The sequence below is a fragment of the Pseudomonas sp. RIT-To-2 genome, assembly GCF_029623465.1.
Lineage (GTDB): Bacteria > Pseudomonadota > Gammaproteobacteria > Pseudomonadales > Pseudomonadaceae > Aquipseudomonas > Aquipseudomonas silvicola.
Window position 1 is genome coordinate 114,512 of record NZ_JAPYKM010000011.1, and the last position, 26,292, is coordinate 140,803.

Below are 26,292 nucleotides of genomic sequence, written 5' to 3' on the forward strand. Positions count from 1 at the left end.
CAGGTTTGTAAGAACGCCGACATACAACACTGCCGGCCCGTAGCAGCGGACCCGGCCGCGTCACAGTCGCCGCGCAGTATCAGGCACACCGCGCATAGCGCAGATGCGACCATACACCGGTCTCAGCAGGGAAAACGCTGACGCTCGTCGCGGTAGAGGCGGCGCACTTCGGCGAATTCATGATCGATGCGGTTGACCAGGTCTTCGATGTCATTGAGCGGCGGATGCTTGACGCGCTCCTCCAGCTGGCGACACAGATCCGCCAACTGCGTGGCTCCCATGTTGCTGCTGCTGCCCTTGAAGCTGTGAGCCGCCTGGCCCAGTTGCTGCGGGTCAGTGGCGCGGTGCAGTTCGTTCAGGCGCACTTCCGAATCGGTCAGGAAGGTATCCAGCAACAAGGGATACTCTTCTTCCATGACTTCCTGCAGCGCGCTGAGCACGTCGTAGTCGAGATGCTGGTTGGACACTTGTTCGCTCCTTGATCAAGCCTGAATTATGCCAGAGCCTCCCAGGTAAATTCCACGCAGGCGCTGCGACCGTCCTCGGACCACTGCGCGCTGCGGCTCAATTGCCTGATCAGCTTGAGGCCCCGGCCGGAAAGCCCCGTCTCCTCGGCGTCGCGGGCGATCACCTGGCGCGCGTCGAAGCCATGGCCGCTGTCTTCGACATCGATGGTCAGGCGCCCGCCCGTACCTTCCGGTTGCACCAGAAAGTGCATGCGCACATAACCGTCCTTCAACTGGTTCAGACGGGTATTGCGTTGGTCATAGTATTGCGCAAACCCTTCGGCGTCACGCTTGAGGCTGGAGTCCAGCCCCAGCACGCCGTGTTCCAGCGCATTGGAGTAGAGCTCCGAGAGGACGCTGTACAGCGCCCCGCTCTGGGCCCGCAGGCCGTGGATTTCCTGCAGCAGTTGCAACAGGTAGGGCAAAGGGTTGAAGCGTTTGAGGGTGTCGGCCCGCAGCTCCAGGCTCATGGACCAGTTCAGCGGGCTCGACGCACCGCTGTCGGAATAGATGGTGGCGGGCTGTTCCAGCGAATCGGGCTCGACCATCTCCACCTGGACCATGCTGACATCGTCGCGCGACTCGCCACGGAAGGCCTTGAGCGCGGCATGGATGTCCTCGAACAGCAGGTCGGGGTTGCGGTTGAGTTCGAATACCCGCTGCAGGCGGTCCACGCCGAACAGCTCCTCATCGCTGTCGGCGGTGTCGATCACGCCGTCGGAGCACAGGAACAGCCGGTCACCGGGCACCATGGAAAAAACCTCGGTCTTTTCCTGAAAACTGGCACGCGACAGCACGCCCAACGGCAGGTGGCGCGAACGTAGCGGTATATGCTCGTCGCTCGCCATGCGCCGCAGGTAGCCGTCAGGCATACCGCCGTTCCACACCTCCACTACCTGGCGCTGAAAGTTCAGGTACAGCAATGTGGCGCAGCAGAACATGTCCACCGGCAGGATGCGTTTGAGCTTGGCATTCATTTCCCGCAGGATTTCCGCCATCCCGTAGCCCTTGGCGGTCATGCCATAGAACACTTCCGCCAGGGGCATGGCGCCCACCGCCGCCGGCAAGCCGTGGCCGGTGAAGTCGCCCAACAGCAGGTGCATACCGCCCGAAGGGGTAAAGGCGGCCAGCAACAGGTCACCGTTGAACAGCGCGTAGGGCGATTGCAGGTAGCGAATGTTCGGGGAACTGAGGCAGCCGGAGTGGGCCACCTGGTCGAACACCGCCTTGGCCACGCGCTGCTCGTTGAGCAGGTAGCCGTGGTGGCGGGTGATCTGGTCCCGCTGGTCCAGCACCGTGGCCTGCAAGCGACGCAAGCGGTCCATGGCCTTGATCTTGGCGGCCAGGATCACCTGGTTATAGGGCTTGGCCAGAAAATCGTCGCCCCCGGCCTCCAGGCAACGCACCAGCGCCTGCTCTTCGGTCATGGACGTGAGGAAAATGATCGGCACCAGCGCGTCACCCGCCAGCTCCTTGATCTGCCGGGCCGCCTCGAAGCCGTCGATCACCGGCATCATGGCGTCCAGCAGCACCAGTTGCGGGCGGCGGGCCTGGAACACCTCGATGGCCTCCTGGCCATCGCTGGCCGTCAACACCCGATGGCCCTGGCGCCGCACGATGCTGGACAACAACATGCGGTCGGTCATGTTGTCATCGGCGATCAGAACGGTCAGCGGTTCACTGGCCGCCAGCATGTTTATTGAATCTCGAACAGTTTGTCGAAATTGGAAATCGCGAGGATTTTCTTCACGTCACTGTTGCTGTTCACCAGCCGGACCTTGGCGGACTCACCGCCGGCATGGTCACGCAACAGCAGCAGCATGCCCAGCGCCGAGCTGTCCAGGTAGGTGGTTTGCTTGAGGTCGATGCGGTATGCCTCGGGCCTTTCGTTGACGCGCTCGTAGGCGTTGCGAAAATCCTGGTGGGAGCCGAAGTCGAAGCGCCCCTGAATGCTGATAGTGAGCTCTTTCCCTTCAGCGGAGTAGTCAGCGTTTACGGCCATGGACGAAATTCCTTTAAATGAGCCAGCTCCGTACAAGGTGTAGCATCGTGCACGGCCTCCGGCAACCTGCGCCTTTACAAATAGTTGGCTAAAAGCTGCTCTGGCGAGGCAAGCGCTGGGACAATTCGTCGAGCAACTTCTGCTCGCGCTTGTCTTCCAGTTGCCGGGCCTCGTCGATATAGCGCTGCACCAGTTTGCGCAGGCCTTCAACGCGGGCATAAGCCTGTTGCCAGGTCACCCGGGCATTGTCCAGATTCTTCTGGTGCCATGCCAGGCTCTGCTTCTGTTGGGCAACGGCGGTTTCCAATTGGTTCAAAAAGCGCTGGTAGTTCATCAGCCACTGGCCAGACACACCCTTGCTGCCATAGGTATGCCACTGGGCCTGGTAATCTTCGCGGTAGCGGTCAAGTTCGGCCAGCTTGGTTTCCGACAGCCGCACCTGACCCTGGAAATGCCCCAAACGCTGGGCAGCAGTACGCTCGGCCTTTTCGGCCATGTCGACGACAGGGGTCAGGCGCGCGGCGCGGCTGGCGGCCATGGCCTATCAGCTCGGCGCCACGGGCTTGAACACGGCGGCCAGGCGCTCGCTGCTGGCGGCCAGGCTTTCGTTGTCGTCCAGGCCTTGGCGCAGGTAGCGCACCAGCGTTGGGTGCAGGTTGATCGCCAGGTCAGTCTCGCGGTCACCGCCGGGCACATAGGCGCCCACGCTGATCAGGTCGCGGCTCTGCTGGTAGCGTGACCACAACTGTTTGAAGTGCTGGGCCTGCCCCATGTGCTGGGGGCTGACCACGCTGGGCATGACCCGGCTGATGGACGCCTCGATGTCGATGGCCGGATAGTGCCCCTCCTCCGCCAGGCGCCGGGACAGCACAATGTGGCCGTCAAGCACGCCACGGGCGGAGTCGGCGATGGGGTCTTGCTGATCATCGCCTTCGGACAGCACGGTGTAGAACGCGGTGATGGAGCCACCGCCTGCCTCGGCGTTGCCGGCACGCTCCACCAGTTTCGGCAGTTTGGCGAACACCGAGGGCGGGTAGCCCTTGGTGGCGGGCGGCTCGCCGATGGCCAGGGCGATTTCCCGCTGGGCCTGGGCGAAACGGGTCAGCGAGTCCATCAGCAACAGGACGTTCTTGCCCTTGTCGCGGAAGTATTCGGCGATACGGGTACAGTACATGGCGGCGCGCAGGCGCATCAGCGGCGCTTCGTCGGCGGGCGAAGCCACCACCACGGAACGCTTGAGGCCTTCTTCGCCCAGGATGTGCTCGATGAACTCCTTCACCTCGCGGCCCCGCTCGCCGATCAGGCCTACGACGATGATGTCGGCTTCGGTGAAGCGGGTCATCATGCCCAGCAACACACTCTTGCCCACGCCGGTACCGGCGAACAGCCCGAGGCGCTGGCCACGGCCCACCGTCAACAAACCGTTGATGCTGCGAATACCCACGTCCAGCGGCTGGCTGATGGGGTCGCGCTTGAGCGGGTTGATGGTGGGGCCGTCCATGGGCACCCAGTCCTCGGCCTTCATGCCGCCCTTGCCGTCCAGCGCACGGCCGGCACCGTCAAGAATCCGCCCCAGCATGCTCATGCCCATGGGCAGGCGCCCCGTGTCAGCCAAGGGAACCACGCGGGCACCCGGGGCGATACCGGCGACGCTGCCCACCGGCATCAGAAAGACTTTGCTGCCGGAAAAGCCCATGACCTCGGCCTCGACCTGCACCGGGTGGTGACCGTCACCGTTGATCACCACGCAGCGCGCGCCCATGGCCGCGCGCAACCCCTCGGCTTCCAGGGTCAGGCCCACCATGCGCAGCAGGCGGCCTTCCAGCACCGGCTGGCTGGGCAGGCTGATGACCGGGGCATAACTGCCCAGGCGCTTGGCGAAACTGGTGCGGTCAAGGCGCATCGGTGCCATCCAGCTCGACGCTCAGGTCGGCCTCGGCCGGGTGCAGGGCCTGTTCGTGCAACTGGTCGAACAGCTGCGCGAGGGCTTGGGTGATGCGGGTTTCGATGCTGGCGTCGATGCGGCTGTGCTCGGACTCGACGCGGCAGCCGCCTGGCTGCAGGTCTTCGTCCTCGAGGATGCGCCAGGTTTCCTCATGGCGCTCGCGCAGGGCCTTGACCTGCTCGAAGTCCTGCGGGTTGATGAAGATCCGCACGTTGCCAGCGCCCATGGGCAGCAGCTTCAGGGCTTCGCGCAACACGCGTTCGATCTGGCTGGAGTCGGTGCGCAGTTCGCGCTGGATGACTTCGCGGGCGATGTGGCCCACCAATTCCACCAGGGATTTTTCGATCTGGCTGTCCTGTTCGGCGATGGGCGCCATCAGGTGGCCCATCAACTGTTCAAGGCTTTGCAGTTTGGCGGCCAGGGCGACTTCGGCTTCCTGACGCACCTTCAGGGTGGTGCTGTGAAAGCCTTCTTTCTCGCCGGTGGCGAAGCCTTCGTTGTAGGCTTCCTGGCGGATGCTTTCCAGCTCTTCAAGGGTCAGCGGCTGGACTTCTTCCAGCGGCACTTCCTCGATTTCCTCGACCAGTGGTTCCGGCTCGGGCTCGGGTTCCGGCTCCTGGGGGTCGAAGCTGGGGATAGCCCACAGGTCGACGCCTCGCAGGTCCTCGGCGCGGATCAGGTCACTGGGGTGTTGTTCGGAAGGGCGGGACATTGATTATTCCTGATGGCGCCAAAATGATTCTGAAGGGGTATGGGCCCTGCAGGACCGGGCGTAGCTCGGCCCTGCACCCAGATCCCACAATAATGGACCACAAGGGGCAGGGTCAGATCATTTCCTCGCCGCCCTTGCCACCCAGCACGATCTCCCCGGCCTCGGCCATGCGGCGCGCGATGGTGAGGATTTCCTTCTGCGCCGTCTCCACGTCGCTGACCCGTACCGGGCCCTTGGCTTCGAGGTCGTCGCGCAGCAGTTCGGCGGCACGCTTGGACATGTTCTTGAAGATCTTTTCCTTGACGTTCTCGTCCGAGCCCTTGAGGGCCAGCACCAGCACGTCCGAGGACACTTCGCGCAACAGTGCCTGGATACCGCGGTCGTCCACGTCGGCCAGGTTGTTGAACACGAACATGAGGTCTTCGATCTGGCTGGACAGGTCTTCGTCGACCTCGCGGATCGAATCCATGAGGGCGCCTTCCACCGAACTGTCGAGGAAGTTCATGATGTCCGCCGCCCGCTTGATACCCCCCAGGGTGGTGCGCGCCGCGTTGGAGTTGCCGGAGAACTGTTTCTCCAGAATCAGGTTCAGTTCCTTCAGTGCCGCGGGTTGCACGGTGTTGAGCGACGATACCCGCAGGATGATGTCCAGGCGCACTTTATGGTCAAAGTGGCCCAGTACTTCACCCGCCTGGTCCGCGTCCAGGTAAGCCACCACGATCGCCTGGATCTGCGGGTGCTCATACCGGATCACGTCGGCCACGGCGCGCGGCTCCATCCACTTCAGGCTGTCCAGGCCGCTGGTGTTGCCACCCAGCAGGATGCGGTCGATCAGGCCGTTGGCCTTGTCTTCGCCCAGGGCCGACGTCAGCATCTTGCGGATGTAGGTGTCCGAACCCACGCCCAGGCTGGTCTGGTCGCCGACGATCTCGACGAACTCGCTCATCACCTGCTGGACCTGCTCGCGGTGCACGTTGCGCATCTGCGCCATCGCCACGCCCACGCGCTGCACTTCCTTGGGGCCCATGTGCCGCAGTACCTGGGCGGCGTCAGTTTCGCCCAGGGACAGCAGAAGGATGGCCGCCTTGTCGACTTTGGTCAGTTTGGCGGCAAGCGCTTGATTGTTACTCATCGGCGTTAATCCACTCTTTCACGACCTGGGCCACGCGGCCCGGGTCTTCGGCCACCAGACTCTTGATTGCGTTCAGCTGAGCGTCATATCCCTCGCTCGGGCTAGGCAGCAGAATACTCTGCGGGCCGCCCAGGGAGACACGGTCGTTGGCCAGTTCGCCGTCCAGACCGCCCATGCCACCCAGTTCCACGTCGCCATCGGCGCCGACCAGTTGCTTGCCTTTGCCGTTGCCGGTGATGTTGTTCAGCACCGGGCGCAGCACACCGAATACCAGCACCAGGATGAACAGCACGCCCAGCACCTGCTTGACCACGTCCCAGAACCAGGGTTGCTGGTAGAAGGCGATTTCCGGCACCACTTCGCCACGGTCCGGCGAGAACGGCGCGTTGATCACGGTCACGCTGTCGCCACGGCTGGCGTCGAAACCGACCGCATCCTGCACCAGGCGGGTGAAGCGCGCCAGGTCGTCGGCACTCCACGGGTTGTGGGTGACTTCGCCATTGGCGCCGGCCTTGACCTGGTCGTCCACCACCACGGCCACCGACAGGCGGGTCAGGCGACCCTGCTGCTGCTTGGTGTGGCTGATGGAGCGGTCCAGCTCGAAATTCTTGGTCGACTGGTTACGCTTGTCGGCCGGGTACGGCGCCAACATCGGTTGGCCGGTGGCCGGGTCCATGATCTGCTGACCATTGGCGTCCAGCAGCGGCTGGCCTGGCGGGATCGCCGCAGGCGCGGCGGGCGCAGCGGCGCCACCGGTCTTCTGCGGGGCGCTGGCCGGCGACGGCGGCTGGTTGGTCAGGGCACCCGGTACGCCCGAAGGGCCGCTGCCACTGGAACGCTGCTCGGTCACCGACTGCTCGCTGCGCAGGGCAGGCTGGTCAGGGTTGAATTGTTCAGAGGTGGATTCCACCGCGCTGAAATCGACGTCGGCGGAGACTTCGGCCTTGTAGCGGTCGTTGCCCAGCACTGGCTCAAGGATGTTGTGCACGCGCTGGGTCAGCATGCTTTCCATCTTGCGGCTGTAGTCGAACTGCTTGCCGGCCATGGTCAGCTCGGAGTCTTGCAGCTGTTCGGAGAGCAGGTTGCCCTTCTGGTCGACCACGGCGACGCCGGACTTGTCCATTTCCGGCACGCTGGTAGCGACCAGGTTGACGATGGCCAGCACCTGCCCGGCATCAAGGGTACGGCCCGGGTACATTTCCACCAGCACCGAGGCGGTGGGCTTGCGCTCGTCGCGCACGAACACCGAGCTTTTCGGAATGGCCAGGTGCACGCGGGCACCCTTGACGTTGTTCAGGCTGGAGATGGTGCGGGCCAGCTCGCCTTCCAGGCCCTGGCGATAGCGTGCGGTTTCCATGAACTGGCTGGTGCCCAGCGCCTGTTCCTTGTCCATGATCTCGTAACCCACGTTGCCGTCGCTGGGTGCGACGCCTGCGGCGGCGAGTTTCATGCGCGCACGGCCGATGTCATCGGCCTTGACCAGCAGCGCGCCGGAGTTGGGCTCCACGGTGTAGGGAATGTCGGCAGCGTTGAGGGTTTCCATCACCTGCTTGGTGTCCATGCCGGCGAGGCTGCCGTACAACGGACGGTAATCGGGCTGCTGCGACCACAGCACCACGGCAAAACCAATCGCCACGCTGGCGGCCAGGCCGACCAACAGGCCGACCTGACGCAACATGGTCATCTTGGAAAGATTTTCCAGGAAGGACAGGCCAAACAGCGGCGGCTTGCCGCCGGCTGCGCCGTTCTTGGCTGGTACGTTATCCACGACTGCGTCTGCCATGTCTCAATCTCGCCCTTATACCGGCATCTGCATGATGTCTTGGTACGCCTGAACCAGCTTGTTGCGTACCTGGGTCAGTGCCTGAAACGACACGCTGGCTTTCTGCGACGCCACCATCACGTCGGTGATGTCGACACCGCTCTTGCCGATTTCAAAGGCGTTGGCCAACTGATCGGACGCCTGCTGGGTGTCGCTGACCTTGTTGACGGCCTGGCCCAGCAGGTCGGCAAAGCTGCTGGTACCCGCCACTTCCGGCGCCACGGCAGTCTTGCTGGCACCCATGGCGTCAGCCTGCATGGTGCGCATGTCCATCATCAGACGGTTGAATTCAATACCTTGGCTCATGGATCACTCTCTCCGACGGCCCGCAATTTTTTGACACTGTAACAACGGATACAAAGGAGGTAGCAACAAGGGTGCCAGCTCCTGACTTGCATCACGAAATCCTTACAATTCATAGATCCACGCAGAGTCCTGCAGGGCCGGGCGAGGCTCGGTCCTGCAAAGCAATGGAGGTGGTGTATCTGTCAGCTAGCGTACAGGCTGGCCTCGACGTCCATGCCGGCGTCGCGCATCTGCGCCAGCTTGTAGCGCAAGGTACGCGGGCTGATGCCCAGCCGTTCGGCGGCCTCCTTGCGGCGCCCGCGCTCGGTGCGCAAGGTGTCGATGATCAGCTGGAATTCACGCCGGCGCAGATCATCACCCAGCCCCCCAGCGGCTTCAGGCGCAAGGGCCGTCAATGATTCGACGGGCACCGGTGCCGGCACCGAACGCACGATGGACAGGGCCGGCATGGGCGCTGCCCCCACCGGGCCCGCCAGGCAGAAGTCCTCGGCCTGGATCACGCCGCCCTGCTGCAGAATCAGCGCACGCTGAATGGCGTTGTCCAGTTCGCGCACGTTGCCCGGCCAGGGGTAACTCACCAGGCAGGCCTGGGCGCCAGGTGCCAGGCGCACGGCGGTGTGCTTCATTTTATTGACGTGATTGGCCAGCAAGCGCTCGGCCAGCGGCAGAATATCGGCGGTGCGTTCGCGCAACGGCCGCCAGGCCAGCGGGAACACCGACAGGCGATAGTACAGGTCCTCGCGAAAGCGCCCCGCCGCCACTTCGCCGGCCAGGTCGCGGTTGGTAGTGGCTACCACGCGAATGTCCAGGGCAATGGGTTTACGCGCCCCTACCCGCTCCACTTCCCGTTCCTGCAGCACGCGCAACAGCTTGGCTTGCAGGCCCAGGGGCATTTCGGAAATCTCGTCGAGCAGCAACGTGCCGCCATCGGCCTGTTCGAACTTGCCCGGCTGGGCGGCGATGGCGCCGGTGAACGAGCCCTTTTCATGGCCGAACAACGTGGCTTCGAGCATGTTGTCCGGAATGGCCGCGCAGTTGATGGCAATGAATGGCTGACTGGCCCGGTGGGACTGCTGGTGAATGTAGCGCGCCAGCACTTCCTTGCCGGTGCCCGACTCGCCAGAGATCAGCACGGTGGAATCGCTGCGCGCCACACGCGCAGCCAGTTCCAGCAAACGCGCACTGGCCGGCTCCACGGCAATCGGCCCTTCGGTGTCCGCGCTGGTCAGGCAACCCAGGGCGTGACGCGCCACCAGGTCCAGCAAGGCCTTGGGCAAAAACGGCTTGACCAGGTAGTCGGCGGCACCGGCGCGCATGGCCTCCACGGCGCGGTCCACCGCCGCGTGGGCAGTCATGAGCAGCACCGGCAATTGCGGCTGGCGGCTGCGCAACTGGCACAGCAACTGGTGGCCATCCATGCCTGGCATGTTCACGTCGCTGATGACCAGGCCAAAGGGCTCGCTAGCCACTGCCAGCAGCGCGTCCTCGGCGCTGCCCACCGCATGGTAGGCGTAGCCGCCCAGCTCCAGGGTATCGCCCAGCGCTTCACGCAGCGCGCGATCATCTTCGACCAGCAAGACCTTGATGGCCATCAGCGTTACTCCTGCACCGCACGGGTATGGATCAATGGCAGCGTCACCAGCGCACAGGTACCGCGCCCCGGCCGCGAACGAATCGCCAGCTCGCCCTGATGGGCGCGGGACACAGCCTTGACCACGGCCAGGCCCAGGCCGGTGCCGGTGGTCTTGGTGGTAAAGAATGGTTCGCCCAGGCGCGCCAGCACGGCGGGCTCGATGCCGCTGCCGTTGTCACTGATCGCCAGGCGCAATTGATGGTCGCGGGCGTACAGGTGAACCTTGACCCGGGCCTGGCCCTGGGTGGCCTGCAGCGAATTCTCGATCAGGTTCAGCACCGCACCCACCAGGGTGTCGCGGTTGCACAGCAGCTCGCCCGTGGGGCAATCCAATTGCCAGCGCACCGCCACGTCCTGCACATGGGTATGGGCCGCCGCCTTCAAGGCCTGGAACAGTGCCTGGGGGGTCAGCCGGTCGCTCAGCGGCAGTTCGCCACGGGCGAACACCAGCATGTCTCGCACCTGGTGTTCCAGCTCGTGCAAGCGTTCCTTCAGGCGCCCGGCAAAGCGCTGCTGGGTTTCCACCGGCAGTGCCTGCTCTGTCAAATGGCTGGCGTAGAGCAACGCGGCCGACAGCGGCGTACGAATTTGATGGGCCAGCGAGGCAACCATGCGCCCCAGCGACGACAGCCGCTCGTGGCGCGCCAGCTGGTCTTGCAGACGACGGGTTTCCGTCAGGTCGTTGAGCAGCACCAATTGCCCAGGCTCGGCGTCCAGTGAACGGGTAGCGATGGACAGCCGACGGCCATCCTTCAGGGAGATTTCGTGACCGTCATCGCGGCGCGGCGCGAAGCAGCGTGCGATGACCTGGCGCCACAACACCCCTTCCAGCGGCTCACCGAGCAATTGGCAGGCAGCCGGATTGGCCTCGCGCACCACGCCGTGGGCGTCGATGACGATGACGCCACCGGGCAGCAGGTCCAGCAGGTGTTGCAGGCGGTTGGCCAGGCGCTCTTTCTCCGCCAGTTCGGCCATGCGCTGGGCGCTGACGACCGCCAGCTCCCCCTTCAGCTCGGCGACACGCGCTTCAAGCATGCTGTAGGAGTCGCTCAGCTGGGTGGACATCTGGTTGAACAGCGCAAACGCCTGCTCAAGGCCAAGCCGGCTGGCCTGTTCAACGGAGGGCTGGCCCTCGAGTTCAGGGTCAGTGGTCATGGGGGCGGCCTGTGGCATCGTGATCTCTCGCGTGGCATACCGTCATAAATGGGTATCGTACGGGAGATATAGCAATCGTCGTGCCGGAACAAAATGTGCGGGCCATCACCAGGGCGATTATTGGAATCATCCTTGATACAAATCAAGGAAAGGCAACACAGGCAAGGGTTTACGCGGAGGGGAAAAGCGAGAAAAAAGCTACAAAGGCGGGTGGCCGGCGCCTGAATGCGCCGGCCTCGGGAACTCAAGCGTCAATCATCTGTCTGGTCATCGCCTTCACGACGGCTCATGCCGTATTTGCGCATTTTCTCCACCAGGGTGGTACGGCGAATACGCAAACGCTCGGCGGCACGGGCCACGATGCCGTTGGCGTCATCCAGCGCCTGCTGGATCAAGCCCTGCTCCAGGCCACCGAGGTAGTCCTTGAGGTCCAGGCCCTCGGGCGGCAGCATGGCGCCCGTGGTGAAGTCCGGCGTATGACCGTTGATGGCCACGCGTTCTTCCAGGTCACTGCGCAGGCTGTCGACCAGTTGTTCGTCTTCGTCGTCGACGTAGCGAAACTTCTTCGGCAGCTCGGCCACGCCGATAACCCCATAGGGGTGCATGATTGCCATGCGCTCCACCAGGTTGGCCAGTTCACGGACGTTGCCCGGCCAGCCGTGACGGCACAGCGACATGATGGCCGCGGAATTGAAACGAATGGAGCCGCGCTTTTCATGTTCCATGCGCGAGATCAATTCATTCATCAGCAGCGGAATATCTTCCACCCGCTCACGCAACGGCGCCATTTCAATGGGGAACACATTCAAGCGGTAATACAGGTCTTCACGGAAAGTGCCGACCTCGATCATGCTTTCCAGGTTCTTGTGGGTGGCGGCAATGATGCGCACATCGATGCTCTGGGTCTTGTTGCTGCCCACGCGCTCGAAGGTGCGTTCCTGCAACACGCGCAGCAACTTGACCTGCATCGGCAGCGGCATGTCGCCGATTTCGTCGAGGAACAGGGTACCGCCGTTGGCCAGTTCGAAACGCCCGGCACGGCTGGTGATGGCACCGGTAAAGGCACCCTTCTCATGGCCGAACAGTTCGCTTTCCAGCAACTCGGCGGGAATGGCCCCGCAGTTGACCGGCACGAACGGCGCGTCGCGGCGCTTGGAATGGTAATGCAGGTTGCGCGCCACCACTTCCTTGCCAGTGCCCGACTCGCCGAGGATGAGGACGCTGGCGTCGGTGTCGGCCACCTGCTGCATCATCTGGCGCACGTGCTGGATGGCACGGCTGGTGCCCACCAGGCTGCGGAACAGATTCGGCTCACGCTGGCGGCCGCGCTCGCGGGCCTGGTCATACATCTCGCGATAGACCTGGGCGCGGTGCAGCGAATCCAGCAACTTGCTGTAGCTGGGCGGCATTTCCAGGCTGGAAAGCACGCGCCGGCGCAAATCTTCCGGCAGGTCGCCGGTGGCCGTGTCACCTAAAAGCAGCACCGGAAGGAACTCATCCCACCCAGCGATGGTCTTAAGCAAGCCCTGAAGGGTACCGGGGGCCTCGACCGTCCCGACAAGGACGCAAAGCACTTCCCGATTCGACGACAACGAATCGACCACCTGCTGCCAGTCACCGCTGGTGCAGGGCAAATTTTCTTCGCCGAGAAAATTTAAGATCACCGCCAGGTCCCGGCGGCGAACGCTATCGTCATCGATTAGCAGAATTTTGGTTTCACGCCACATGCAATAGCAACTTCCCTAGTCAACTCGATGCCCTTTCAGGGCAAGCTAGACGTATTTCGGCCTGGTATGGCTGTTAGACGCCTGAAGAAAGTAAACAGCTACTAGTTAAGTCAAAAAAGCGAATACAGTCAAATTTATGGCGCATTACTTCTGATCAACCGAGCAAATTAACGGAACAGATGGTAAACCTTTGCAGCCTTGTGCGCATGTTTCAGTTGTGACATCTCGTCGACTATTGCTGCGCGCTCACCCTGGCTGGCGTCCAGCAACTGCCGATACACCGCCAGCAACCCTTCCAGCTTCGCCCGAACCTGCCCTTCGTCCACCTGCTCTTCAGCGGCCAGGGCATCGACGCAGGCGCGGCACTGGCGGTCCAGTTCGCGGATGGCTTCCCAGTCCCGGGCAGCCAGGGCGTCCGTCAGGGCGTGACTGGTGTGTTCAATTCTTTGCAGTGCGCTCATGTCGACTTCCTCGGACATTGGCCTTACTCGACGTTGGCAATGGCATCCCAGCCACTCTTGACGGTAATCAGCAGCCTGGCAACCTCATCGATCATTTCCGGATCATTTTTTCGGTTGGCTTCACCCAGGCGCTGCATCATGTAGGCATACAGCGCATCCAGGTCCTGCAGGGAGGCAGGGTCGCCACCGCTCTTCTCGGGGTCCAGACCGGTGCGCAGGCCGCCGATGATCTCGATGGCCTTGCTCAGCATGAGGCCCTTCTGCGCAATCTGGCCGCGGCTCAATGCGCCCTTGGCTTGCGCCAGGCGATCGAGCCCGCCTTCCATGAGCATTTGCACCAGGCGGTGCGGGCTCGCCTCGGAGGTCTGCGCCACAGAACTGACCTTCTGGTATTGGCGAAGGGCTTTCATGGGATTCATGTTGCTTCCTCGTTACACGTCAACAGTGATGTGTTTTGCATGACCATTGTGTCGACTGGCCCGCAAAAAACTTTAGCGCGCCTTGCCTGGGCGCTGAAACGACAAGGCCCGAGCCGTCGCAAGCGACGGGCCCGGGCCCGGTTGAACGCCGCCGCAGGTTTAGCTGGAGGACTTGGTGTTCAGGGCGTTCAGGGTGGTCATGACGCTGGTACTGGTCGCGGTAAGCTGAGCGACCAACGTGTCCATCGCGCTGTACTTGGCGGTCAGGGTGGTGGTCAGGGCATCCATGCGCGAGTCCAGGTCGGTCTGTTGATTGTCCAGGTCCGTTACCGTGGCCGCATACCCCTTGATGCGTGTGTCCAGAATGCCGCCTGTCTGGGTGTACGGATCAATGACCGATGTCATGCGGCTCAGCAGGCCATCAGTACCAACAAAGAGGTTGGCCACGTTGCCCGCGTTGGTGGTCATTGCCGCGGTCCACTTGGTGTCATCCAAGGTCAGCTGGCCATCCTCGCCGGTGCTGACGCCCAGCTGCGAAAGGATGCTCAAGTTGCCACTGGTGGTGCTCGACTTGGTCAACTGAGTCTGGATGGAAGCCATCAGCGAACGAATACCGGCATCCCCGGTCAACGCACCGGCCGTGGTGGTCGCAGAGGTACTGGTACTGGCCGTGGCGCCCGTCGGGGAAACCGCCGTCTGCGCATTGATTGCCGTGATGAGCGTATTGTAGGCCGTCACGAAAGACTGCACTGACGTTTTCATATCGTCGGTGCTCGATGCCACGGTAACGGTTGACGAGCCCACGCCTGTCAGGGTCAGGCTCACACCACTGATCGCCGAGGTCAGCGTGTTGCTCGAGCTGGTCATGTCATCCAGACCATCGATCGAGTACACGGCGTCCTGCGGCAGGCTGCCCAGGTAGCCCGCCTGACTGCTGGAGCCTTGGACAGTCCCATCCACGGCGAGGGCGTCGATACCGCTGACGGACATTCCGGTGTTGGCACCCGTGGTCGTCGAAGACAACACCAGGCGCGAAGCGCCTGACGAGTCGGTTACCAGGTTGGCAGTAACGCCGCTGGACTGCAGCTGGGTATTGATCGCGTCGCGAACACCCGACAGCGTGGTATTGGCCGCGAGCGAAACGCTGAGGGACTTTCCGTTGGCCTGGGTAATGCTCAGCGTCGTCGCAGCAGTGTTCATGACGGTGCTTGCACCGCCGCTGACTGCCGCCGTCGTCACTTTCGAGCTGGTAGCCAGCTTGGTGACTTTAACGTCATAGCTACCCGCAGCCGCAGTGTTACTGGAGGTGGCCGTCACATAGCCTTCGTTGGACGAGGTGGCCGCCAGACCAATGAATGAGTTGGTGTCATTCAGCGCGGCTAGCGACGTGGTAAACGCCTCCAATGCAGATTGTACGGTTTCGACAGCCGACTTCTGGGCTCCGACAGTCGACAGTTGCGCGGTGATCTGGTCCTGCTTCGGCGCTTTCTGCGCGTTGACCAGAGCCGTGACGATGCTCGAGGTATCGATACCCGAACCCACGCCGCTGACGGTGATACCGCCAGAACTGCTGACCGAGGTGGTGCTGGTAGTAGTGGTCATGGTTGAACTCCCGTTCCGGCGGCTGTCGGCTTTTTGACAAAACGCCTATCGTAAGCTGATTTCTACAGAATTAAACAAGTCTCGTGCCAACTGCTCAGACTTGCGTATCGAACAGCACACTGTTGCCTTCCTTGAGGCTCTGCGCCAATTTCAAGGCGGTTTCCGACGGAATCTGCCGGACAACCTCGCCACTCTCGGTGGCGATGACCTTGACCACCACCTGGTGGGTTGTATCGTCAATGGAGAACTGCAGGTTGCGCTGCGTCGAGTCGACGAAGTCCTGCATGTCCTTCACTGCTTTATCCAATTCTGCCCGTTCCGGCTTTTTGCCGGTGTCGGTGCTGGTCTTGCCATCGGTCGCGGTGGCGGTGGTCGCCGCTGCGGTGGCCGGCGCGGCTGCGCTGCTTGCCGCCGTCTGCGCCGCAACCTGGGGGTAAGACGCGTTCAGCTTGACGCTCATGTCCATGGTCCGTCACCTCGCAAATGAGAAAAAACGAAAGGGCACTCGTGAGCACCCTTCCGTTCAACTAGCCAGTGCTATTACTGAAGCAGTTTCAGTACAGCGGATGGCAGTTGGTTAGCCTGGGCCAGGATCGCGGTGGAAGCCGACTGCAGGGTTTGTTGCTTGGTCAGTTCAGCGGTTTCAGCAGCGAAGTCAGCATCCTGAATGGTCGAACGCGAAGCGGTGGCGTTCGAAACGATGTTGTTCAGGTTGGAGATGGTGCTGGAGAAACGGTTTTGCTTGGCACCCAGGTCAGCACGAGCGCTGTTGATGGTGGCCAGTGCGGCGTCGATCGCGGAGATCGAGGCGTCGACTGCGCTGTGCGCTGCGTCGTTGCTGGTACCCGAAATGGTGGTGGACGACAGGCCCAGGCCGCTGGCGGAGAAGTTACCGGTCAGGGACAGGGTGATGTGCTGGTCGGAACCAGTCATCGCGCCAACTTGGAATTCCAGGGTCGAAGCCGAACCGTCCAGCAGTTTCATGCCGGTGCCGAAAGTGGTCGACGTCGAGATACGAGTCAGTTCCTGGCTCATCTGAGCGTATTCAGCGTTCAGCGAGGTACGGTCAGCGGTGCTGTTGGAGTCGTTTCGCGACTGAACGGCCAGTTCACGCATACGCTGCAGGATGTTGGTAGACTCTTGCAGAGCGCCTTCAGCGGTCTGGGCGATCGAGATACCGTCGTTGGCGTTTTTGGTCGCCATGGTCAGGCCGTTGATCTGAGTGGTCAGACGGCTGGCGATTTGCAGACCGGCAGCGTCGTCTTTGGCGCTGTTGATTTTCAGGCCGGAAGACAGGCGAGTCATTGCGGTGGACAGCGAGCTGGCGGCGTTGTTCAGGTTGTTCTGAACGGTCAGCGAAGCGATGTTAGTGTTTACAGTCAAAGCCATGACGAAATTCCTCGATGGGTGGGTGCAGCGGCTTCCGGCCCTGGCAACCGCCGGGTGTGGCCTAGAGAACCTTCGTAATAGTTATCGTCGTGATGGGAAGTTGCTTGAGGGCTTTTTTCGAAAAAAAACGCCATCAGTACGCCACCCCTTGTAAACCGGGGCTTTCAGCCCGGCCGACGATTCCACCACCTTCACCCAGCCTCGTATCGGCTGTGACACAGATCACATTTCAACAGGCCTGCACCCGCGGCTATAGCGTAGCCGCGCCGGAAAAATTCATCCGGCCATCCACCGCACCTGAGAAGCCGGTCACAGATCCCCGGCCCCACTGGTGGTGTTTACGCCACAGGAACCAAAAGGTCAGGTGCCCGCTTGGCGCATCAGCTCCAGCAACTCGTATTCCAGGTAATCCGCCAACCCCAACCAGTCCTGCCCTTCCTGGCACGCGAGCATCTGCGTGAGCACTGCCGACCACTGCTGTTGCAGCGCGGCCGGGGCACGATCGAACAGCGGCATCAGCGCGCCAGACAATTCCACCATCACCAACGCCGCTTCCACCTCCCGCCCCAGGCGGAACAGATGTGCGCACTCAACCGCTGGCGTTCGGTATTGCTCGAAACCGCTCATTGGCACCACTCCGGGTCCAGATGCGTGCCGGCGATCATCGCCCCGGCCCGGCTGGTATTGAAGAACGGTACCTGAGGATGCCCGGCGATAAAACGCTCCAGCTCAATCAGGTAACTGCGGAAATTCAACTGGGTGCGCACCCGCTGCCCATGGCCATCGAGCACCCAATGCTTCGCCGCCTGCAACTGCGGCCCCAGGTCACCGTCGGCCCAGCCGGCGTGAGTCTTGTCGCCCGGAAAGGCGAAGTCGGCGCCGAACAGGGTCACGCGCCCCGCGCCCATCTTCACCGCCAGGTCGACGGCCGGGTGAATGACACTGCCCCCCACATAAAGGCTGGCCCTGGGCACCTGCTCGCGCAGCTGGGCGTACACAGGGCTGGCCGAGTACCCGACGTGGCGCGGCCCGCGCCAGCTTTCCAGCAGGGCGCGCTCCAGCAGCGGCAGGTACACCAGCCCTACCCCGTCCGAGCCTTCGCTGGGCAGGTGGCGGCTACTGATGCGCTGATCGATGCTGACCACCAGGTCCGGGACAATACCGTGAGCCAACAGCGGCCGGTAGGCCGTGTCGACGCAGACGAAGAACGGCCGCCGCGCCTGGTCGCGCACGCGTTTGAGTGCGGCAAAATGCTGTTCGAGGCTGGGGCCGGTGGCGATGACGAAGAAGTCACGGCCAGGCTCCGTGGCGAATAGCTGCGCAACGTCCGGGTCGCGCCGTACCCGCGGCAACGTGTCGGCCAGGCGCTCGACGATCACCGGGTCCTGGGCACTGAACTCGCGGTTATTGAAGGCCAGGTGCACTTCACTGATCAAGCGGTCACGAATCTTGGCGGCGTGATCATCGGCCAATACCAGCTCGGAAGGCAGGGCAAAGAACGGCAGGTGGATTTCCTGAAGGTCACCGGCCATTACCAGCTCTACACGAGGGTCCTTGAGCCAGTCCGCCTGGTCGAGTATCTGCACCACCAGTGCAAAGATCGCGCTATTGAGAATATGCACGGTCAACCGCTGCAGGGCCGGGCGCTGCAGCAGGGCCAACTGCAAGTCTCCCAGGCCTGCGCCGTAAACATGTACATGAGTGGCAGCTTCGGGCAGAGTCGCGGCTTGCAGCTGAGCCTCGGCATGCCGGTCATGACGGCTGGTGAGCTGCACGCCATTGATGCTCAGGGTCGCGCTCAACCCTTCGACGAGTTGCGCGGGCACCGACTCTGGGTTTTCCAGCTGCAGGCGGTCGAATAGCTGCGGCCAGCGCGCCAGCAGAAGCTGCGCGTTACGCTGGGAGATGTCGGTCATGGATAGCGTGCCCTGATGTACGTGTAGCCACTAAGCCTATCAGAACGCCCTGCAAGGGCGGTCATGAATACCAGCGACTCATCGGTGCCGACTGGCCGCGCAGCACCGTCTGCACGGTGGTAAACAGGTCGATCATGCGCAGTTCGTAGGTGTGCTTTTCGCGCACCGTTGCCAACCCCTGGCGGGCGATGGCTTGCCGCTCGTCCTCGTGCTCGAGGTAGTAGGCGCAGATGTCCAGCAGGTCCTGGGTGTCACGAAACACCACCAGGTCCTTGCCGTCGACGAACAGTTTGCCCAGGTCGGCTTTGTCATTGGTGACGAGGAAACCGCCACAGCTGAGCACGTCGAACACGCGCATGGGCAAGCCGTATTCCACGAACGAACGGCTGAGGTTGAGGTTGATGCGCGAGCGCTGGAATATTTTCGGCATCTGCTCGAAATGGTCGGCGTGCCCGGCATGGCAGTCGATCTCGCCTTGCCATTCGCTATTGCCATACACCCGCAAGGCGAAACGTGCTTCGAGCCGGCGCACCACCTCGATCCGCTCACGCCAGGAGTGCTCGCGGCCCAGCAGGTACGCCAGCTTTTCAGAGGTGCCGAGGTAGGTTTCGCCTGCCAGTGGGTAACCCGATTGCTGATGGATATCGCCGATCAACCCGCCGTCGATCCGGTCAGCCAGGGTGAAGAGCTCGCTGGGTTGTTCCAGGGACTGGATCAGTGCGTCGCAGCGCGCACGGGTCTGTTGCGTCAGTTTTGGCTGGATCAGCGAGTTGTATTCCGTGCGCGTCAGGTTGGCGACAAAACTGATGTCGTGGGCCAGCCCTTCGTCGCTGTCCTGCCGGGAAAGCCGCTCGATACGCGACAGGTTGGCAGCCACCGGCAGGTGATAGATCTGCTTCACACCCCGCGCCCGGAGCCTGGCGGCGATCGCCGCGTCGTAGGCGAAGGTGAAGCTGTGTGCGTGGTTGATGGCACCGTCGTACATCGGGTAGCAAGGCGTATCGATCACCCACGCCAGGTAGGGGACTTTCAGTAGCTCGCACACTTCTGAGAGGTAGCGGTTGAAGTTGATGGTCAGCACATAGTCTGGCCGGCTGCCCATCAACCCCATCACGGTGTCTTCGTTCATGGGCAGGCAGGTGACGCGAAAGCCGAGACCGCGCAAGGCCTCAGCGCAGTCCTGCGACACCACGGGAGAGTCGAACACCACGACGTGGGCGGCGGCCGAATCTGTCGCTGGGGTGTTTTCGGTGTCCACGGCAAGCTCCCTGCGAAATCACGCGTTGGCCGCTGGCGTCAGGCAGCGGCCACTCTCTGGCGGCTGGAATCAGCGATAGAGAATCCCCGAGCCCCAGGACAGCCCCACACCGAAACCGCTGATGGCCACACGCTTCCAGTTGGCGTCCATCACGTGCTTTTCCAGCAGCAAGGGCACGCTGGAGGAGACGGTGTTGCCGGTCTCGACCATGTCCTTGATGAACTTCTCGGGCTCTTCCTCGAAACGACGCGCCACGGCATCGACGATGGCGGCGCTGCCCTGGTGGATGCAGAACGCATCGATGTCGGCAGACTTCAGGCCTGATTCGTCGAGCAGCTCGTGCAGGTGGGCCGGCACTTTCAGCAGGGCGAAGTTGAACACCTGGCGGCCGTTCATGAAGAACACGCCGTCGGTGACCTTCAGGTGCGGCGCGCCGGAGCCGTCGGTACCGAACTTGGCCTTGCCCAGTTGCCACACCGCGTCTTCACCCATCCAGGTGGCGGTGGCGGCGTCGCCGAACAGCATGGTGGTGTTGCGGTCTTCAGGGTCGACGATCTTCGAATACGGGTCGGCGGTGATCAGCAGGCCGTTCTTCAGGCCCGCGGCTTCCATGAAGCCCTTCATCGCGTAGATGCCATAGACGTAACCGGAACAGCCCAGGGAAATATCGAACGCCGCCACGTGCGTAGGCAGGCCGAGTTTGTCCTGGACGATGGCCGCCGTGTGGGGCAGGCCCTCTTCGTCACCGTTCTGGGTGACGACGATTACCGCATCGATGGACTCGCGCTTGAGTTCGGGGTTATTCGCAAACAGAGCATTGACCGCTTCGACGCACAGGTCGGAGGTTTCCTGGCCAGCGGCTTTGCGCGGCAGGAAAGCGGAGCCGATCTTGCCCAGGATGAAGTCTTCGTCCTTGGCAAACTTGGCACCCTGGGCGTAGTTATCCAGGCCTTCGGCAGGCACGTAACTCGCTATGCTTTTTATGCCAATCATTATGGCTTCCCAATAATAAAGAGCTAAATATCACCGCTCGCATGATCGAGGGGCGCCAACAAAACCGGGATTCGCATCGCCCGCGCAGGGGCGAAAACAGGCAATGCCGGGGCCCCGAACGGAGGCCGTGCGCGGTCATTGCCCAACAACAGGTTACAATGAAGATGCGCGTTATGACTCATAGGTCACGTTGATTCAACATGAAATCGCGTTTTTTGGCCATGCTGCCGATGGCTGATCAGTCAAACATCGACCAATCCAGTGCCATGCCGCGGGCCAGAGGGCGGCGAGCCACACGGCCCAGCACCGCGTCCAGGTGCCGGGGCGCCAGCCCAAGGCCCGGACGAATGGCACGTACATTGTCCTTGCTCAGCACCTCCCCCGGGGCGACGTCGCGCACCACATACAGCGAGCGGCGGTACACCAGAGACTTCTGCTCGGCCGTGGTGGCGCCATAATGCACCTGGCCCAGGGCCTGCCACGCGCGCTCGGTCTCGGTGACCAGGCTGGCCAGTTCCGCTGGCTCCAGCGAGAAGCTGGCGTCGACGCCGCCGGCCCCGCGGTCGAGGGTGAAGTGTTTTTCCACCACACTGGCGCCCAGGGCCACCGCCGCTACCGCCGCGCCCACGCCCATGGTGTGGTCTGACAAGCCGACCTCGCAGCCGAACAGTTCACGCATGTGGGCGATGGTGCGCAGGTGAGTGTTGAGCGGCAGCGCCGGGTAGGTGCTGGTGCATTTGAGCAGGATCAGGTCGCGACAGCCTGCGGCGCGGGCAGCGCGTACACTTTCATCCAGCTCGGCGACGCTGGCCATGCCGGTGGAAATGATCAGCGGTTTGCCGGTGGCTGCCGCCTTGCGGATCAGCGGCAGGTCGGTGTTCTCGAAACTGGCGATCTTGTAAGCCGGCACGTCGAGCCCTTCCAGGAAGTCCACGGCGGTTTCATCGAAGGGCGAGGAAAACGCCAGCATGCCGTGGCTTTTCGCCCGCTCGAAAATCGGCGCATGCCACTCCCAGGGGGTGTGGGCCTGCTCGTACAGGGCATACAGCGAGGTATCGGCCCACAGGCTGTCAGGGTCGCTGATGCGGAACTCGCCGTCATTGATGTCCAGGGTCATGGTGTCGGCGGTGTAGGTCTGCAACTTCAGCGCGTGGGCACCGGCCTTGGCCGCGGCGTCGACGATCGCCAGGGCACGCTCAAGCGACTGGTTGTGGTTGCCGCTCATCTCGGCGATGACGAAGGGCGGTGAATCGAGGCCGATGGCGCGGTGGCCGATCTTGAAGCTGGGCATGACGGTTATCCTTGGGACGGAGCGGCGGCGAACAGGGCCCAGGCGACGCGCAGCGCGCCCAGGCCATCCACCAGCTGACGAGAATGGTTGGCCAGCCCCTGGCGGCGCTCGGCGTCGTCAAGCAACGCCACCACCGACTGGCGCAGCGCCTGGGAACTGACGTCGGCGGCTTCCCCCAGGTACACATGGGCGCCGGCCATGGCCATGCGCTCGGCATTGGCCTGCTGGTTGTGGGCCACGGCCAGGCACAGGGTGGGCATGCCCATGGCCGCGCGTTCCCAGGTGGTACCGCCACCGGCACCGATGAACAGGTCGGCGGTGGCCATCAGCGCCGGGAAGTCCTCGACGAACGCATGCAGGGTCCAATTCGGGCGCTTGGCGACATAAGCCTGCAAGTGCGCCCAATCGGGGTTGCCGTGGCCGGCGATGAAATCCACCTCGATACCCGGCACGCCGTCCAGGGCGGCCATCGCCTTGAGGGTATGGCCGTTGACGTCGAAACCGCCGAAGTTGACCAGCACCCGCTGGGCACGCGGGCGGATGGACACCCGCAAGGCCTCGAAGGCGGGCGCCAGCAGCGCGTAGCGGGGCCCGAAAAACGTCTCGCAGCCCGGCGCCAGCAGGCCGGCATAAGCGTCGGCGCTGGCCGTGAGGTTCTGATCCAGCAGCAGGTCGGCGCTGTGCTCGCGGTTGGCCAGGTCATCGATGGCCATGACCCGAGGGGCGATGGCCCGCGCGGCGGTTTCCCAGCGGGCATCCAGGCCATAGTGGTCGACGATCACCCAGTCGTAATGGCCGGCGCCCTTCAGCGCATCAATGTCCGCCTGCCACGGCAACAGGGCTTCGATGTCATCACTGCTGGCACCCGGTTTCATGGCGAAGGTGTTCAGGCCCTGGGCCGCCAGGTTGACCAGCCGGTGGCCTGGCAAGGTCAGGCTGGCGAAGGTCACCTGGGCCCCCTGCTTGCGCAGGCAGTGGGCCAGGGTCAGGCAGCGGGCCACATGGCCACTGCCGATGGTCTGCGATGCGTCGGCACGGATCAGCACCTTCACAGGTTCAACTCCCCAGCCGCCTTCAGGGCGGCGAACAGGTATTCGGCGCGCTGCCAGTCTTCCGGGGTGTCGATGTCCTGCACCCGGTGACGCGGCAACGGTATCGGCAGGCTGTGCCCGGCGAACATCGGCAGCCCCTGCAGCCAGGCCTCGCGGCGGCCCCAGTAGAACTGGCCAGCGTCATGCCAGGCCGGTGTCAGGTCCTGGGAACGCACCGGGGCGAATTCAGGGTAAAGCGCCGCCAACCCGCCCTGCCCGTCAAGGCGCAACGCGCGCTGCACCGGGAAAGCGTAGCTGCACACCGAGAAAGCGAAACAGCGCTGGGCATCGGCCTGCAACGCCGCCAGGCCCTGATGGAGGTCAGTTGCCTGGAGCATGGGGGCGGTGGCGTAGATGCAGCAGGCCAGCTCATGGGGCGTGGCCAGGGCCTGCAAGGCATGCTGGATCACCGCCATGGTGCCGGTGTGATGATCGGCCAGGTTCGCCGGGCGGCGAAAGGGAACCAGGGCGCCGTGGGCACGGGCTACCTCGGCGATTTCGTCGTCGTCGGTGCTGACCACCACCTCATCGAACAGCCCGCTGGCCAGCGCCGCGCGGATCGACCAGGCAATGATCGGCACGCCCCCGAACGGCTTGAGGTTCTTGCGCGGGATACGTTGGCTGCCGCCGCGCGCCGGAATGATCGCCACTGCCGTCACGGGCAGAGCACCTGCTGCAGGGTAGCGACCACCCGGTCCTGTTCGCCGTCGGTCATGGCGGCAAACAACGGCAGGCTCAGGGCTTCGCCGTAATACTGCTCGGCTTCGGGGAAGTCACCGGCGGCGAAGCCCAACTGGCGATAGTACGGCTGCAGATGCACCGGAATGTAGTGCACCTGCACGCCAACGCCCGCCTCACGCAGCGCTTCGAACACCTGGAGGTGGTCCATGGCGATATGGCCCAGGTTCAGGCGCACCACGTACAGGTGCCAGGCCGATTCGGCATCGACCTGAGCCGTTGGCAAGGTCAGCGGCAACTCCCCCAGCAGGCGCTCATAGCGTGCGGCCAGTTCCCGGCGGCGGCCGACAAAGGCGTCCAGGCGCTGCAACTGCGACAGACCCAGGGCCGCTTGCAGGTCCGTCATGCGGTAGTTGAAGCCCAGCTCCACCTGCTGGTAATACCAGGGGCCGTGGCTGGGCTCGTCCATGTCCACCGGCTCGCGCGTCATGCCGTGGCTGCGCAGGCGCTGAAGGCGGGCCGCCAGTTCCGGGCTGTTGGTCATGACCATGCCACCTTCGCCGGTGGTGATGATTTTCACCGGGTGGAAACTGAACACCGTCATCTGCGCGAACTCGCCACAGCCCACCGGGCGCCCGGCATAGCGGGCGCCCACGGCGTGAGCGGCGTCCTCGATCAAGCAGAAGTTGTACTGACTGGCCAATTCGGCGATGGCACGCAGGTCACAGCTTTGCCCGGCGAACGCAACGGCGACCACCACCTTGGGCAGCCGCCCTTGCAGCTCGGCCTCGGCCAGCTTGGCCGCCAGTTTGCCGGCGTCCAGGTTCAGGGTATGCGGGTCGATGTCGACGAAGTCCACCTGGGCACCGCAATAGCGACCGCAGTTGGCTGAAGCCAGGAAGGTGTTGGGCGACGTCCACAACCAATCGCCCTCGCCCAGGCCGGCGGCCAGGCAGGCGATGTGCAGGGCGGCGGTGGCATTGCACACCGCCACACCGTGCCCAGCGTGGCAGTAGTGGGCCATGGCCGCCTCGAAGCGCGCCAGGGTCGGCCCCTGGGTCAGCCAGTCGGATTGCAGCACCTGCACCACGGCATCGATGTCCGCGCTGTCAATGCTCTGCCGGCCGTAGGGAATCACGGCTGCAGTTCCGCGTGCAGGCCAGCGATCTGTGCCACGTCGAGGAACTGCGGGTTGATGTCGGAACGGTATTCGAAGTCCTCGTTCACTGCCCTGCCCTGCTCGCCCAGGCCATCGACGGCGTAGTCGACGTCGGTGTGGGTGAAGCGGATCGACGGCTGAATGGTGTAGTGGTCGTCGAATTCCAGGGTCATGCGCGCGTCGTCCAGCGGCACCATCAGCTCGTGCAGCTTTTCACCCGGACGAATGCCTACCAGGGTCTGCGGCAAGTCAGGCGCCATGGCCGTGGCCAGGTCGACAATGCGGATCGAAGGAATCTTGGGCACGAAGATTTCGCCGCCGTGCATGCGTGCGAAGTTGTCCAGCACGAACTGCACGCCGTGGTCCAGGGTGATCCAGAAACGGGTCATGCGCGGGTCGGTGATCGGCAGTTCGGCAGCCTGTTCGCTGATCAGCTTGCTGAAGAACGGCACCACAGAGCCCCGCGAGCCCGCCACGTTGCCGTAACGGACCACGGCGAAGCGGGTCTGCTGGTCACCGGCGATGTTGTTGGCGGCCACGAACAGCTTGTCGGACAGCAGCTTGGTGGCGCCATACAGGTTGATCGGGCTGGCGGCCTTGTCGGTGGACAGGGCGATGACTTTCTTCACACCGTTGTCGATGGCCGCGGCGATGACGTTCTCGGCGCCATTGACGTTGGTACGGATGCATTCGGTGGGGTTGTACTCCGCCGCGGGCACTTGCTTGAGTGCCGCCGCATGAATCACGTAATCGATGCCGCGCATGGCCACGCGCAGGCGTTCGGCGTCGCGCACGTCACCGAGGAAATAGCGCATGCAGGGCGCGTTGAAGCTCTGCTGCATTTCGTACTGCTTGAGCTCGTCGCGTGAAAACACCACCACACGCCGGGGCTGGTACTGCTCCAGCAAACGGCGGATGAAGGTGCGACCGAAGGAACCGGTACCGCCGGTGATGAAGAGGGATTTGCCGTTGAACATGCACTGGGTTCCTTAGATCGAGGCGGCCGGCGAGGACAAAATTCTGACCCGGGCCACGGTTTCCATGATGCCGAGCAAAATGCAGGCCATGTCGATAGCGGCGACATTCCCGCCTGCG

General features: G+C 63.2%; 26 protein-coding genes. All 26 read right to left on the bottom strand.

The genetic code is table 11. The features are described 5' to 3' along the window. Positions 1-122 precede the first annotated feature (122 nt). Complete coding sequence (locus QBK88_RS12585) at positions 123-467, bottom strand: Hpt domain-containing protein (protein ID WP_268144506.1); 345 nt, start codon at positions 465-467, stop codon at positions 123-125. 26 nt (positions 468-493) lie between these two features. Next, positions 494-2,200 carry a fused response regulator/phosphatase gene (locus tag QBK88_RS12590; RefSeq protein WP_277962274.1) on the bottom strand — a complete coding sequence of 569 codons (1,707 nt, stop codon included), beginning with the start codon at positions 2,198-2,200 and terminating at the stop codon, positions 494-496. 2 nt (positions 2,201-2,202) lie between these two features. Next, on the bottom strand, positions 2,203-2,508 hold the full coding sequence (locus QBK88_RS12595) for an STAS domain-containing protein (RefSeq protein WP_277962275.1): 306 nt from the start codon (positions 2,506-2,508) through the stop codon (positions 2,203-2,205). Positions 2,509-2,596: 88 nt separating this feature from the next. After that, on the bottom strand, positions 2,597-3,046 hold the full coding sequence (gene fliJ, locus QBK88_RS12600) for a flagellar export protein FliJ (RefSeq protein WP_277962276.1): 450 nt from the start codon (positions 3,044-3,046) through the stop codon (positions 2,597-2,599). 6 nt (positions 3,047-3,052) lie between these two features. Beyond that, on the bottom strand, positions 3,053-4,411 hold the full coding sequence (gene fliI / locus QBK88_RS12605) for a flagellar protein export ATPase FliI (protein WP_277962277.1): 1,359 nt from the start codon (positions 4,409-4,411) through the stop codon (positions 3,053-3,055). Further along, the gene (gene fliH, locus QBK88_RS12610; RefSeq protein ID WP_277962278.1) at positions 4,401-5,165 is read right to left on the bottom strand and encodes a flagellar assembly protein FliH; all 765 of its coding nucleotides are present in this window, start codon (positions 5,163-5,165) and stop codon (positions 4,401-4,403) included. Before fliH ends, fliI begins: the two co-directional genes overlap by 11 nt. Before the next feature lie 112 nt (positions 5,166-5,277). Continuing rightward, the gene (gene fliG, locus QBK88_RS12615) at positions 5,278-6,297 is read right to left on the bottom strand and encodes a flagellar motor switch protein FliG (protein WP_158154679.1); all 1,020 of its coding nucleotides are present in this window, start codon (positions 6,295-6,297) and stop codon (positions 5,278-5,280) included. Next, complete coding sequence (gene fliF / locus QBK88_RS12620) at positions 6,290-8,080, bottom strand: flagellar basal-body MS-ring/collar protein FliF (protein ID WP_277962279.1); 1,791 nt, start codon at positions 8,078-8,080, stop codon at positions 6,290-6,292. The genes fliG and fliF overlap by 8 nt, the downstream gene beginning before the upstream one ends. Positions 8,081-8,095: 15 nt before the next feature. Continuing rightward, positions 8,096-8,425: a flagellar hook-basal body complex protein FliE gene (gene fliE, locus QBK88_RS12625; protein ID WP_268144520.1), complete on the bottom strand. Its 330-nt coding sequence runs from the start codon at positions 8,423-8,425 to the stop codon at positions 8,096-8,098. 182 nt (positions 8,426-8,607) lie between these two features. Continuing rightward, the gene (locus QBK88_RS12630; protein ID WP_277962280.1) at positions 8,608-10,017 is read right to left on the bottom strand and encodes a sigma-54-dependent transcriptional regulator; all 1,410 of its coding nucleotides are present in this window, start codon (positions 10,015-10,017) and stop codon (positions 8,608-8,610) included. Between the two features lie 5 nt (positions 10,018-10,022). Next, the gene (locus QBK88_RS12635) at positions 10,023-11,231 is read right to left on the bottom strand and encodes a sensor histidine kinase (RefSeq protein ID WP_445764928.1); all 1,209 of its coding nucleotides are present in this window, start codon (positions 11,229-11,231) and stop codon (positions 10,023-10,025) included. Positions 11,232-11,464: 233 nt separating this feature from the next. Further along, positions 11,465-12,940, bottom strand: a complete 1,476-nt coding sequence (locus tag QBK88_RS12640; protein WP_268144526.1) for a sigma-54 dependent transcriptional regulator — start codon at positions 12,938-12,940, stop codon at positions 11,465-11,467. A gap of 167 nt (positions 12,941-13,107) precedes the next feature. Continuing rightward, complete coding sequence (gene fliT, locus QBK88_RS12645) at positions 13,108-13,401, bottom strand: flagellar protein FliT (protein WP_268144528.1); 294 nt, start codon at positions 13,399-13,401, stop codon at positions 13,108-13,110. Positions 13,402-13,424: 23 nt separating this feature from the next. Continuing rightward, positions 13,425-13,820, bottom strand: a complete 396-nt coding sequence (gene fliS / locus QBK88_RS12650; RefSeq protein WP_277962281.1) for a flagellar export chaperone FliS — start codon at positions 13,818-13,820, stop codon at positions 13,425-13,427. A gap of 159 nt (positions 13,821-13,979) precedes the next feature. Beyond that, positions 13,980-15,422, bottom strand: coding sequence for a flagellar filament capping protein FliD (fliD, locus tag QBK88_RS12655; RefSeq protein WP_277962282.1), 1,443 nt, complete (start codon positions 15,420-15,422; stop codon positions 13,980-13,982). A 94-nt stretch (positions 15,423-15,516) separates the two neighbouring features. Further along, positions 15,517-15,888 (bottom strand): flagellar protein FlaG, encoded by a 372-nt coding sequence (locus QBK88_RS12660; protein ID WP_268144533.1) that lies wholly within the window; start codon positions 15,886-15,888, stop codon positions 15,517-15,519. Positions 15,889-15,962: 74 nt separating this feature from the next. After that, the gene (locus QBK88_RS12665; protein ID WP_268144534.1) at positions 15,963-16,811 is read right to left on the bottom strand and encodes a flagellin domain-containing protein; all 849 of its coding nucleotides are present in this window, start codon (positions 16,809-16,811) and stop codon (positions 15,963-15,965) included. Between the two features lie 360 nt (positions 16,812-17,171). Beyond that, positions 17,172-17,438 (bottom strand): hypothetical protein, encoded by a 267-nt coding sequence (locus QBK88_RS12670; protein ID WP_277962283.1) that lies wholly within the window; start codon positions 17,436-17,438, stop codon positions 17,172-17,174. Continuing rightward, the gene (locus tag QBK88_RS12675; RefSeq protein WP_277962284.1) at positions 17,435-18,727 is read right to left on the bottom strand and encodes a 6-hydroxymethylpterin diphosphokinase MptE-like protein; all 1,293 of its coding nucleotides are present in this window, start codon (positions 18,725-18,727) and stop codon (positions 17,435-17,437) included. The genes QBK88_RS12670 and QBK88_RS12675 overlap by 4 nt, the downstream gene beginning before the upstream one ends. A 61-nt stretch (positions 18,728-18,788) precedes the next feature. After that, complete coding sequence (locus QBK88_RS12680) at positions 18,789-19,985, bottom strand: glycosyltransferase family protein (RefSeq protein WP_277962285.1); 1,197 nt, start codon at positions 19,983-19,985, stop codon at positions 18,789-18,791. Positions 19,986-20,054: 69 nt separating this feature from the next. Beyond that, on the bottom strand, positions 20,055-20,978 hold the full coding sequence (locus QBK88_RS12685) for a ketoacyl-ACP synthase III (protein WP_277962286.1): 924 nt from the start codon (positions 20,976-20,978) through the stop codon (positions 20,055-20,057). 238 nt (positions 20,979-21,216) lie between these two features. Further along, positions 21,217-22,269 (bottom strand): pseudaminic acid synthase, encoded by a 1,053-nt coding sequence (gene pseI, locus QBK88_RS12690; protein ID WP_277962287.1) that lies wholly within the window; start codon positions 22,267-22,269, stop codon positions 21,217-21,219. A gap of 5 nt (positions 22,270-22,274) precedes the next feature. Beyond that, positions 22,275-23,321, bottom strand: a complete 1,047-nt coding sequence (gene pseG, locus QBK88_RS12695) for a UDP-2,4-diacetamido-2,4,6-trideoxy-beta-L-altropyranose hydrolase (protein ID WP_277962288.1) — start codon at positions 23,319-23,321, stop codon at positions 22,275-22,277. After that, a complete protein-coding gene (gene pseF, locus QBK88_RS12700; protein ID WP_277962289.1) occupies positions 23,318-24,019 on the bottom strand; it encodes a pseudaminic acid cytidylyltransferase in 702 nt (233 codons plus the stop codon). Before pseF ends, pseG begins: the two co-directional genes overlap by 4 nt. Then, positions 24,016-25,176 carry a UDP-4-amino-4,6-dideoxy-N-acetyl-beta-L-altrosamine transaminase gene (pseC, locus tag QBK88_RS12705; RefSeq protein ID WP_277962290.1) on the bottom strand — a complete coding sequence of 387 codons (1,161 nt, stop codon included), beginning with the start codon at positions 25,174-25,176 and terminating at the stop codon, positions 24,016-24,018. Before pseC ends, pseF begins: the two co-directional genes overlap by 4 nt. Next, positions 25,173-26,174: a UDP-N-acetylglucosamine 4,6-dehydratase (inverting) gene (pseB, locus tag QBK88_RS12710; RefSeq protein WP_277962291.1), complete on the bottom strand. Its 1,002-nt coding sequence runs from the start codon at positions 26,172-26,174 to the stop codon at positions 25,173-25,175. Before pseB ends, pseC begins: the two co-directional genes overlap by 4 nt. Positions 26,175-26,292: the final 118 nt, after the last annotated feature.

Coding starts and splice junctions, on each gene's coding strand:
- fliD (WP_277962282.1), bottom strand. CDS start 15,422: ATGACCACTACTACCAGCACCACCTCGGTCAGCAGTTCTGGCGGTATC.
- QBK88_RS12630 (WP_277962280.1), bottom strand. CDS start 10,017: ATGGCCATCAAGGTCTTGCTGGTCGAAGATGATCGCGCGCTGCGTGAA.
- QBK88_RS12595 (WP_277962275.1), bottom strand. CDS start 2,508: ATGGCCGTAAACGCTGACTACTCCGCTGAAGGGAAAGAGCTCACTATC.
- QBK88_RS12640 (WP_268144526.1), bottom strand. CDS start 12,940: ATGTGGCGTGAAACCAAAATTCTGCTAATCGATGACGATAGCGTTCGC.
- fliE (WP_268144520.1), bottom strand. CDS start 8,425: ATGAGCCAAGGTATTGAATTCAACCGTCTGATGATGGACATGCGCACC.
- QBK88_RS12675 (WP_277962284.1), bottom strand. CDS start 18,727: ATGACCGACATCTCCCAGCGTAACGCGCAGCTTCTGCTGGCGCGCTGG.
- QBK88_RS12665 (WP_268144534.1), bottom strand. CDS start 16,811: ATGGCTTTGACTGTAAACACTAACATCGCTTCGCTGACCGTTCAGAAC.
- fliT (WP_268144528.1), bottom strand. CDS start 13,401: ATGAGCGCACTGCAAAGAATTGAACACACCAGTCACGCCCTGACGGAC.
- fliJ (WP_277962276.1), bottom strand. CDS start 3,046: ATGGCCGCCAGCCGCGCCGCGCGCCTGACCCCTGTCGTCGACATGGCC.
- QBK88_RS12635 (WP_445764928.1), bottom strand. CDS start 11,231: ATGCCACAGGCCGCCCCCATGACCACTGACCCTGAACTCGAGGGCCAG.
- pseI (WP_277962287.1), bottom strand. CDS start 22,269: ATGCCCAGCTTCAAGATCGGCCACCGCGCCATCGGCCTCGATTCACCG.
- pseB (WP_277962291.1), bottom strand. CDS start 26,174: ATGTTCAACGGCAAATCCCTCTTCATCACCGGCGGTACCGGTTCCTTC.
- fliI (WP_277962277.1), bottom strand. CDS start 4,411: ATGCGCCTTGACCGCACCAGTTTCGCCAAGCGCCTGGGCAGTTATGCC.
- QBK88_RS12660 (WP_268144533.1), bottom strand. CDS start 15,888: ATGGACATGAGCGTCAAGCTGAACGCGTCTTACCCCCAGGTTGCGGCG.
- fliS (WP_277962281.1), bottom strand. CDS start 13,820: ATGAATCCCATGAAAGCCCTTCGCCAATACCAGAAGGTCAGTTCTGTG.
- fliF (WP_277962279.1), bottom strand. CDS start 8,080: ATGGCAGACGCAGTCGTGGATAACGTACCAGCCAAGAACGGCGCAGCC.
- fliG (WP_158154679.1), bottom strand. CDS start 6,297: ATGAGTAACAATCAAGCGCTTGCCGCCAAACTGACCAAAGTCGACAAG.
- QBK88_RS12670 (WP_277962283.1), bottom strand. CDS start 17,438: ATGAGCGGTTTCGAGCAATACCGAACGCCAGCGGTTGAGTGCGCACAT.
- QBK88_RS12685 (WP_277962286.1), bottom strand. CDS start 20,978: ATGATTGGCATAAAAAGCATAGCGAGTTACGTGCCTGCCGAAGGCCTG.
- QBK88_RS12590 (WP_277962274.1), bottom strand. CDS start 2,200: ATGCTGGCGGCCAGTGAACCGCTGACCGTTCTGATCGCCGATGACAAC.
- fliH (WP_277962278.1), bottom strand. CDS start 5,165: ATGTCCCGCCCTTCCGAACAACACCCCAGTGACCTGATCCGCGCCGAG.